This window comes from Sphingomonas sp., assembly GCF_048594985.1.
GTDB lineage: Bacteria > Pseudomonadota > Alphaproteobacteria > Sphingomonadales > Sphingomonadaceae > Sphingomonas_I.
Window position 1 is genome coordinate 1 of record NZ_JBMDXG010000076.1, and the last position, 8,215, is coordinate 8,215.

General features: G+C 69.4%; 7 protein-coding genes. All 7 read left to right on the top strand.

Features of this window, described 5'->3' with window-relative positions:
* Nucleotides 1–44: 44 nt before the first annotated feature.
* Nucleotides 45–515 carry a molybdenum cofactor biosynthesis protein MoaE gene (locus tag ACOJSF_RS02735; protein WP_420140703.1) on the top strand — a complete coding sequence of 157 codons (471 nt, stop codon included), beginning with the start codon at nucleotides 45–47 and terminating at the stop codon, nucleotides 513–515.
* Nucleotides 516–545: 30 nt separating this feature from the next.
* Nucleotides 546–1,544 (top strand): tRNA dihydrouridine synthase DusB, encoded by a 999-nt coding sequence (dusB, locus tag ACOJSF_RS02740; RefSeq protein WP_420140697.1) that lies wholly within the window; start codon nucleotides 546–548, stop codon nucleotides 1,542–1,544.
* Entirely contained in the window at nucleotides 1,520–2,623 is a 1,104-nt protein-coding gene (locus ACOJSF_RS02745; RefSeq protein ID WP_420140698.1) for a two-component system sensor histidine kinase NtrB, read from the top strand. The genes dusB and ACOJSF_RS02745 overlap by 25 nt, the downstream gene beginning before the upstream one ends.
* A gap of 10 nt (nucleotides 2,624–2,633) precedes the next feature.
* Complete coding sequence (gene ntrC, locus ACOJSF_RS02750; protein ID WP_420140699.1) at nucleotides 2,634–4,076, top strand: nitrogen regulation protein NR(I); 1,443 nt, start codon at nucleotides 2,634–2,636, stop codon at nucleotides 4,074–4,076.
* Nucleotides 4,077–4,144: 68 nt separating this feature from the next.
* The gene (locus tag ACOJSF_RS02755) at nucleotides 4,145–6,370 is read left to right on the top strand and encodes an ATP-binding protein (RefSeq protein WP_420140700.1); all 2,226 of its coding nucleotides are present in this window, start codon (nucleotides 4,145–4,147) and stop codon (nucleotides 6,368–6,370) included.
* Nucleotides 6,371–6,374: 4 nt separating this feature from the next.
* Nucleotides 6,375–7,757, top strand: coding sequence for a sigma-54-dependent transcriptional regulator (locus ACOJSF_RS02760; protein WP_420140701.1), 1,383 nt, complete (start codon nucleotides 6,375–6,377; stop codon nucleotides 7,755–7,757).
* A gap of 142 nt (nucleotides 7,758–7,899) precedes the next feature.
* Nucleotides 7,900–8,215, top strand: a 316-nt coding sequence (gene hfq, locus ACOJSF_RS02765) for an RNA chaperone Hfq (protein WP_420140702.1), incomplete at its 3' end; no start/stop codon positions are given.

Genomic DNA, 8,215 nt, shown 5'->3' on the forward strand with positions numbered 1-8,215 from the left:
GACGGGGCGCGCGAACTCTCGCTTTTTCCCCCGGTGACGGGCGGATGATCATCACCGAGCTGAAGGACGAGCCGTTCGATCCGGGCGCGGTGCTGGCGCCGCTGAACCGGCTGGGCGGGGGCGGGGCGGCGAGCTTCGTCGGGCTGGTGCGCGGCGACGACGGGCTGGTCGAACTGCTGCTCGAACATCACCCCGACATGACGCTGCCTTCGATGCAACGGCTGGTCGACGAGGCGGTGCAGCGCTGGTCGCTGCTGGGCGCGATCGTGCTCCATCGCCACGGGCCGATGGAGCCGGGCGAGGCGATCGTCGCGGTCGGCACGGCGGCGGCGCATCGGCACGCGGCGCTCGAATCATGCGCCTTCCTGATCGACCGGCTCAAGACCGAGGCGACGTTCTGGAAACGCGAGCGCTTTGCCGACGGGCGGACACGCTGGGTCGAGCCGCGCCCGTCGGACGACGAGGCCGCGCGACGCTGGGGCGCGGCGATTGCGCCGCCCGGCCCAACCCTGTAGGGGTCTGCACGTTTTTTAGGCAGTGAACGCGTGACCCGGCTGAAGCCCCTCCACATCGGCACCGTGACGATCGAAACGCCGGTGATCCTGGCGCCGATGACGGGCGTCAGCGATCTGCCGTTCCGCCGCGTCGTGCGCGGCTACGGATCGGGGCTGAACGTCACCGAGATGATCGCCAGCCAGGCGGCGATCCGCGAGACGCGCCAGTCGATCCAGAAGGCGCTGTGGGATCCGATCGAGGACCCGGTGTCGATGCAGCTCGTCGGCTGCGAGCCCGAGCAGATGGGCGAGGCCGCCCGGCTGGCCGAGGACAAGGGCGCCGCGATCGTCGACATCAACATGGGCTGCCCGGTGCGCAAGGTGGTGAATGGCGACGCCGGATCGGCGCTGATGGCCAAGCCCAAGCTCGCCGCCGAGCTGATCGCCGCGACGGTCAAGGCCGTGAACGTACCGGTCACGCTGAAGATGCGGATGGGCTGGGATCATCAGAGCCTGAACGCGCCCGAACTGGCGCGCGTCGCCGAGGACGTCGGCGTGCGGATGATCACCGTCCATGGCCGTACCCGCTGCCAGATGTACAAGGGATCGGCGGACTGGGCGTTCGTGCGGCGCGTGAAGGAGGCCGTTTCGATCCCGGTGATCGTCAACGGTGACATCTGCACGATCGAGGATGCCGAGACCGCGCTCGACCAGTCCGGCGCCGACGGGGTGATGATCGGGCGGGGCAGCTATGGCCGGCCATGGCTGCTGGGGCAGATGATGCACTGGCTGCAGACCGGCGAGCGGCGGGCCGAGCCGACGATCGACGAGCAATATCGTGTGATTACCGAGCATTATCGAGATATGCTGAGCCTGTACGGCAACGAGGTGGGCGTCAACATGGCGCGCAAGCATATCGGCTGGTACACCAAGGGGCTGCCCGGATCGGCCGAGTTCAGGAATCGTGTGAACCAGGAACCCGATCCCGCCGTCGTGCTGCGCATGCTGGCCGAATTCTACGCGCCGTGGACTATCAGAGCGGCCGCCTAGCCCGGCTGCGGGCACGCGGCGACGCACCCCCGGCCCCGGCCGAGGCGCTGCTGTCGGCCTTGCCCACGCCGTTGCTGGTGATCGATGAGGAAGGCCTGATCCTCGACGCGAACGCCGCGATGGAAACACTGGTGAACCTGTCGCGCACCGCGATCATCGGCATGGGCATCGACGCGGTTACCGGCCATCACCTGCGCAGTATGCCGCGCGAGACGCCGTTCGTGGCCTATGACCTCGACGTCGTATTGCCGGGTCCGCGCCCGCTGAAGGCGGACCTGATGGTCGCGCCGCTGCCGGACTGGCAGGGCTGGCGGATCGTCACCATCCACATGCACCCCAATGCCGGGCCGATCGCGCGGCGGGCGGGCGCGGGCCTCACGGCGGCCGGCGCGGCGGCAATGCTGGCGCACGAGATCAAGAACCCGCTGTCGGGCATACGCGGGGCCGCGCAATTGCTCGAATCGAGCGTCGATCGGGACTCGCAGGCGCTGACGCGGCTGATCCAGGACGAGGTCGATCGCGTCGCGGCGCTGATCGACCGGATGGAGGGCTTTACCGACACGCGGCCGCTCGACCTCGGTCCGCAGAATATCCATGTCATCCTGGGCCATGCCCGCGCCGTGATCGAACAGGGCTTCGGAAGCGGGGTGACGATCCGGGAAGTCTACGATCCCTCGCTGCCGCCCGTGCTCGGCCACCGCGATTCGCTGGTGCAGGTGCTCATAAACCTTCTCAAGAACGCGATGGAAGCGGTGGAAGAGACAGGCGGCACGGTCACGCTGACCACCGCCTATCGGCATGGCATGCGCGTCCTGACGCAGCAGGGGAACGAACGCCGCTCGCTGCCGATCGAGGTCTGCGTGATCGACGACGGGCCGGGGGCGCCGCCCCAAATCGCCGAGCATCTGTTCGATCCGTTCGTCAGTTCGAAGCGGAGCGGGCGCGGGCTGGGGCTCGCGCTGGTCGAGAAGCTTGTCGCCGATCAGGGCGGGCTGGTGGAATATGCGCGCGAGGCGCGGGACGGCGGGGCCGAGCGCACCGTTTTCCGCCTGCTCCTGCCGCGCGCGCCGAAGAAGTGAGAGGGACGGAGTGGGCGGTCGAGTACTTGTAACGGACGACGACGCGGCGATCCGCACGGTGGTGCGCGAGGCGTTGCGACGCGCGGGCCATGTGGTGGAGACGGCGGCGAGCGTCGCCGAACTGCGCCGCCAGCTGCGCGCCTTCCGCCCGCAGGTGCTGGTCACCGACGTGGTGCTGCCCGACGGCAACGGCCTGGATATCGTGCCGGAGATCGCGCAGGCGCATCCGCGCATGCCGGTGATCGTGCTGTCGGCGCAGAACACCTTCACCACCGCGCTGCGCGCGACCGAGCAGGGCGCGTTCGACTATCTGCCCAAGCCGTTCGACCTGGGCGAACTGGCGCAGGCGGTGGAAGACGCGCTCGCGCGCAGCGCCGCGTCGGCCGAGGAGGAAGGCGGGCCGGACAGCCGGGGCGAGGACCTGCCGCTGATCGGCCGTTCGCCGCCGATGCAGGAAGTCTATCGGACGATCGCGCGCGTCGTGTCCAACGACCTGACCGTGCTGATCCTGGGGGAATCGGGGACGGGCAAGGAACTGGTCGCGCGCGCGATCCACGATTTCGGCCCGCGCAGCCGCGCGCCCTACGTCCCCGTCAACATGGCGGCGATCCCGCGCGAGCTGATCGAAAGCGAGTTGTTCGGGCATGAGCGCGGCGCGTTCACCGGCGCGGCGCAGCGCACCGCCGGCCGCTTCGAACAGGCGCAGGGCGGCACCCTGTTCCTCGACGAGATCGGCGACATGCCGATGGAGGCGCAGACGCGGCTGCTGCGCGTGCTCCAGTCGGGCGAATTCTCGCCCGTCGGCAGCGCGCGCGCGATCCGCGCCGACGTGCGCATCATCGCCGCCACGCACCAGGACCTGCCGCGCCTGATCGCCGACAACCAGTTTCGCGAGGATCTTTACTACCGCCTCAACGTCGTGCCGGTTCGCCTGCCGCCGCTGCGCGAGCGGGGATCCGACGTGGGCGAGCTGGCGCGCTATTTCCTCGATCGCGCGGCCGCCGAGGGGCTGCCGCGCAAGCAATTGAGCCCGGCGGCGGTGGCGCGGCTGGAGGAGCATAGCTGGCCGGGCAATGTCCGCGAGCTCGAAAACCTGATGCGCCGGCTCGCCGCGCTCAGCCGCGAAGGCGTGGTCACGCCGGCGATGATCGAGCAGCAGATGACGCGCGAGAGCCAGCCGGCGCAGCCCGCCGTGCCCGACGACGCCGATCTGGGCGAGGCGATCGGGCAACATCTGGCGCGCCATTTCGCGAGCTTCGGCGGCGCGTTGCCGCCCGACGGGCTGTACGACCGGATCGTGGCCGAAGTGGAGCGGCCGCTGCTGCGGCTGACGCTCGCGGCGGTGCGCGGCAACCAGCTCAAGGCGGCGCGCCTGCTCGGCATCAACCGCAACACCCTGCGCAAGAAACTGACCGATCTCGGCGTCGGCCCGGCGGTGCGCGGCAGCGATTGAGGCACGGGTCGCCGCGTCGCCACGATCCTGTGTTCCCTGCGCCACGCCGCCGTGGTAGCGAAGCCACGATGGTGTTGACGGTCACCGATCCGGTCAGGCGGCGGCGCTGGAAGCGTCGCCTCGCGAAGGTGCGGCGCAAGCTGCTCTTCCGCGGCGCGGTGGAGCTGGCCGTGCTGGGCGTGATGGCGGCGATGATCGCGACCGCCGCGCTCGTTCTGGGGCAGGGCAGCGGCCAGCAGCGCCCGCTCAGCCCGGCGGTGGTGTCGCTGCTGCTGGTCGGCAACCTCGTTCCCGCCATGGGCCTGCTCGTGCTGATGGCGCAGAGGATCGCGCGCGGGCGGTCCGAACGCTCGCCGCTGGGCGGGCGCGGCGGGCTGCACATGCGGCTGGTGACATTGTTTTCGGTGCTCGCCGCCTTTCCGACGCTGCTGGTGGTGATCTTCGCGTCGCTGCTGTTCCAGTACGGCGTCGAATTCTGGTTTTCGGATCGCGTGCGGATCGTGCTGCTGAACGCCGACCGCGTGGTGCAGACCTATGTCGCCGAGCATAAAGCGGGGCTGCAGGACGACAATGTCGCGATGCGCGGCGACCTGCTCAACGCGCTCGCCATGGCGCCGCCCGACGATCCGCGCTGGGACACCTATTTCGCGAGCCAGGTCTTCTACCGCAAGCTCGATCAGGCGGCGATGATCCGGGTCGCGGCCGACGGAAGCGAGCAGCTCATCTGGGGCGCCAACCTCGACGGGCGTCCGCTCGAACGGCGCCTGCCCAAATCGCTGCGGCCGGAGCTGGCCGACGGCAAGCCCCACAGCCGGGTGCAGCGCGCGCAGATCGAATCGGTGATGCAGTTCGACGCGACGACCAATACCTACCTCTGGATCCAGCGGCGCGCCGATCCGGTCGTGCTGGCGCAGGCGGGGCGGGCGAATGGCGCGCTCGCCGACTACACGTCGCTCGTGTCGCGCGCGCGGCAGCTCCAGTTCCAGTTCAACGCGGCGCTGTTCGTCATCTCGCTGCTGATCGTGGCGCTGGCGATCTGGATCGCGCTGACCATCGCCGACCGGCTGGTCCGCCCGATCGGCGACCTGGTCGGCGCGGCGCGGCGCGTGGCGGGGGGCGATCTGGCCGCGCGGGTGGCGCCGCCGAACAAGCATGACGAGGTCGGCACGCTTGCCGCCGCGTTCAACCGCATGACCCGCCGCCTGCAGGAACAGACCGGCGCGCTGGAAAGCCGGCGCGCGCTGACCGAGGCGGTGCTGTCGGGCGTGTCGGCGGGCGTGATCTCGATCGACCGGCAGCGCGCGGTGACATTGGTCAACGTGTCGGCGCGCGCGCTGCTGGGGACCGACGCGGACCCGATCGGCCGGCCGCTGGCGGCGGTCGCGCCCGAACTCGACCGGCTGGTCGACCAGCAGGAGCGCGAGGCGGTCGTCCAGATCGGGATCGAGGGCGAGCAGCGCACGCTGGCGGTCAAGGTCGTGGCGACGGTGAGCGGGCATGTCCTGACGTTCGACGACATCACCCAGCAACTCAACGACCAGCGCCGCGCGGCCTGGGCCGACGTGGCGCGGCGGATCGCGCACGAGATCAAGAATCCGCTGACCCCGATCCAGCTTGCCGCCGAACGGCTCCAGCGGCGCTATGGGCATGAAATCCGCGAGGAAGGCGGCACGTTCGAGCGGCTGGTGTCGACCATCGTCCGCCAGGTCGCCGACATCCGGCGGATGATCGACGAATTCTCCGCCTTCGCGCGCATGCCGAAGCCGACCTTCCGCCGCGAGAATATCTCGGACATCGTCCGCCAGGCGGTGTTCCTGCACGAGGTCGCGCATCCGGCGATCACCTTCACCGTGACCGATCCCGACGGGCCGCAGATGGTGGTGTGCGATCGTCGCCAGATCAGCCAGGCGCTCACCAACCTGGTCAAGAACGCCGCCGAGGCGATCGAGGCGCGCGCGGGCGAGGCGGGGGGCGGGACGATCGCGCTCAGCATCGCGCGCGACGTCGAACGGCTGACGATCGAGGTCGCGGACGACGGCATCGGCCTGCCCGCCGAGCGTGACCGCCTGACCGAACCGTACATGACCACCCGCGCCAAGGGCACGGGGCTGGGCCTCGCCATCGTCCACCGCATCGTCGAGGAACATCACGGCATGATGCGCTTCGCCGACCGTCCGGGCGGCGGGACGATCGTGCATGTCGAATTCGATATCGCTGCGCTGGAACAGCTCGCCGATCCCGCCCCGGCCGAAGACGACCGCCAACCCGTAACAGCCGATCTGAGGAGAGCATAAGCCCATGTCGCTCGACATTCTGGTGGTGGACGACGAAGCCGACATTCGCGAGCTGGTGGCGGGCGTGCTGGAGGATGAAGGCTATAGCCCGCGCACGGCGGGCGACGCGGACTCGGCGCTCGCGGCGTTGCGGGAGCGGCGGCCGAGCCTGCTGCTGCTCGACGTGTGGCTGCAGGGATCGCGGCTCGACGGCCTGGCCCTCCTCGCCGAGGTCAAGCGGCGCGACCCGACCCTGCCGGTCATCGTCTTTTCCGGGCACGGCAATATCGACACGGCGGTCGCCGCCGTCCGGCAGGGCGCGTTCGACTTCATCGAGAAGCCGTTCGAAAGCTCGCGCCTGCTCCACCTCGTCTCGCGCGCGACCGAGACCGACCGGCTGCGGCGCGAGAATGAGAGCCTGCGCGCGCAGGTCGGGCAGGAGGACGAACTGACCGGCACGAGCCAGGCGATCAACCATGTCCGCGCGACGCTGAAGCGCGTGGCCGGCACGGGCAGCCGCGTGCTGATCGCGGGGCCTGCGGGATCGGGCAAGGAGGTTGCCGCGCGCCTGCTCCACAATTGGAGCACGCGCGAGCGCGGGCCGTTCGTGGTCGTCTCCGCCGCGCGGATGACGCCCGAGCGCGTCGAGGAGGAATTGTTCGGCGCGGAGGAGGGCGGCGAGCTCGTGCGCCCCGGCCTGCTCGAACAGGCGCATGGCGGCACGCTGTTCCTCGACGAAATCGCCGACATGCCGATGTCGGCACAGGCCAAGATCCTGCGCGTGCTGACCGACCAGAGCTTTACCCGTGTGGGGGGCACGCGCACCGTCAAGGTCGATGTCCGCGTCGTGTCCGCGACCGCGCGCGACCTGGCGGCGGAGATCGAGGCGGGGCGGTTCCGCGAAGACCTGTACTATCGGCTCAACGTCGTGCCGGTCCAGCTTCCCCCGCTGGAGGCGCGGCGCGAGGACGTGCCACTGCTCGCGGCGCACTTCGCCGCGCGCTATGCCGCCGAACGGCGCGTGGCGACGCCCGAGATCAGCAGCGAAGCGGCCGCCGCGCTCCAAGCCTATGACTGGCCGGGAAATGTCCGCCAGCTGCGCAACGTGATCGAACGCACGATCATCCTAGCGCCCGGCGACCGCATCGGGCGGATCGACGCGGACATGCTGCCGTCGGAGATCGTCAGCGGGCAGGCGGACATGCTGCCGGGAAATGGCGGCCGTTCGATCATGGGGACGCCGCTGCGCGAGGCGCGCGAGACGTTCGAGCGCGAATATCTGCGCGTCCAGATCCGGCGTTTCTCGGGCAATATCAGCCGCACCGCCACCTTCATCGGGATGGAGCGGTCGGCGCTGCACCGGAAACTGAAGAGCCTCGGCCTCGCCGATCCGAGGGACGAGGACTGACGCGAAACGAAGCCCCGTTCCTCCGCTTGTGCGGCGCGTCATTGAAGCATAGATTGGGCCGTCCCGGCATAAGGCGGGGGCGCACGACGCCGTGAACGGCGCAGCGCGGGCCATGACCCGCCAACGAGAAGGCCATAAGACCATGGCAGACAAGCCCAACAACCTTCAGGACATCTTCCTCAACTCGCTTCGCAAGTCGAAGACCCCGGTGACGATGTTCCTCGTCAAGGGTGTCAAGCTCCAGGGCATCATCACCTGGTTCGACAATTTTTCGGTGCTCCTCCGCCGCGACGGACAGAGCCAGCTGATCTACAAGCACGCCATTTCGACGGTGATGCCCGGCCATCCGATCGACCTGACCGAGATCGAGAAGGGCATGGACGAGCGCAAGTCGCCGCTGCTGCAGGAAATCTTCCTCGCCGCCGTACGCAAGAGCCATGATCCGGTGACGATGTTCC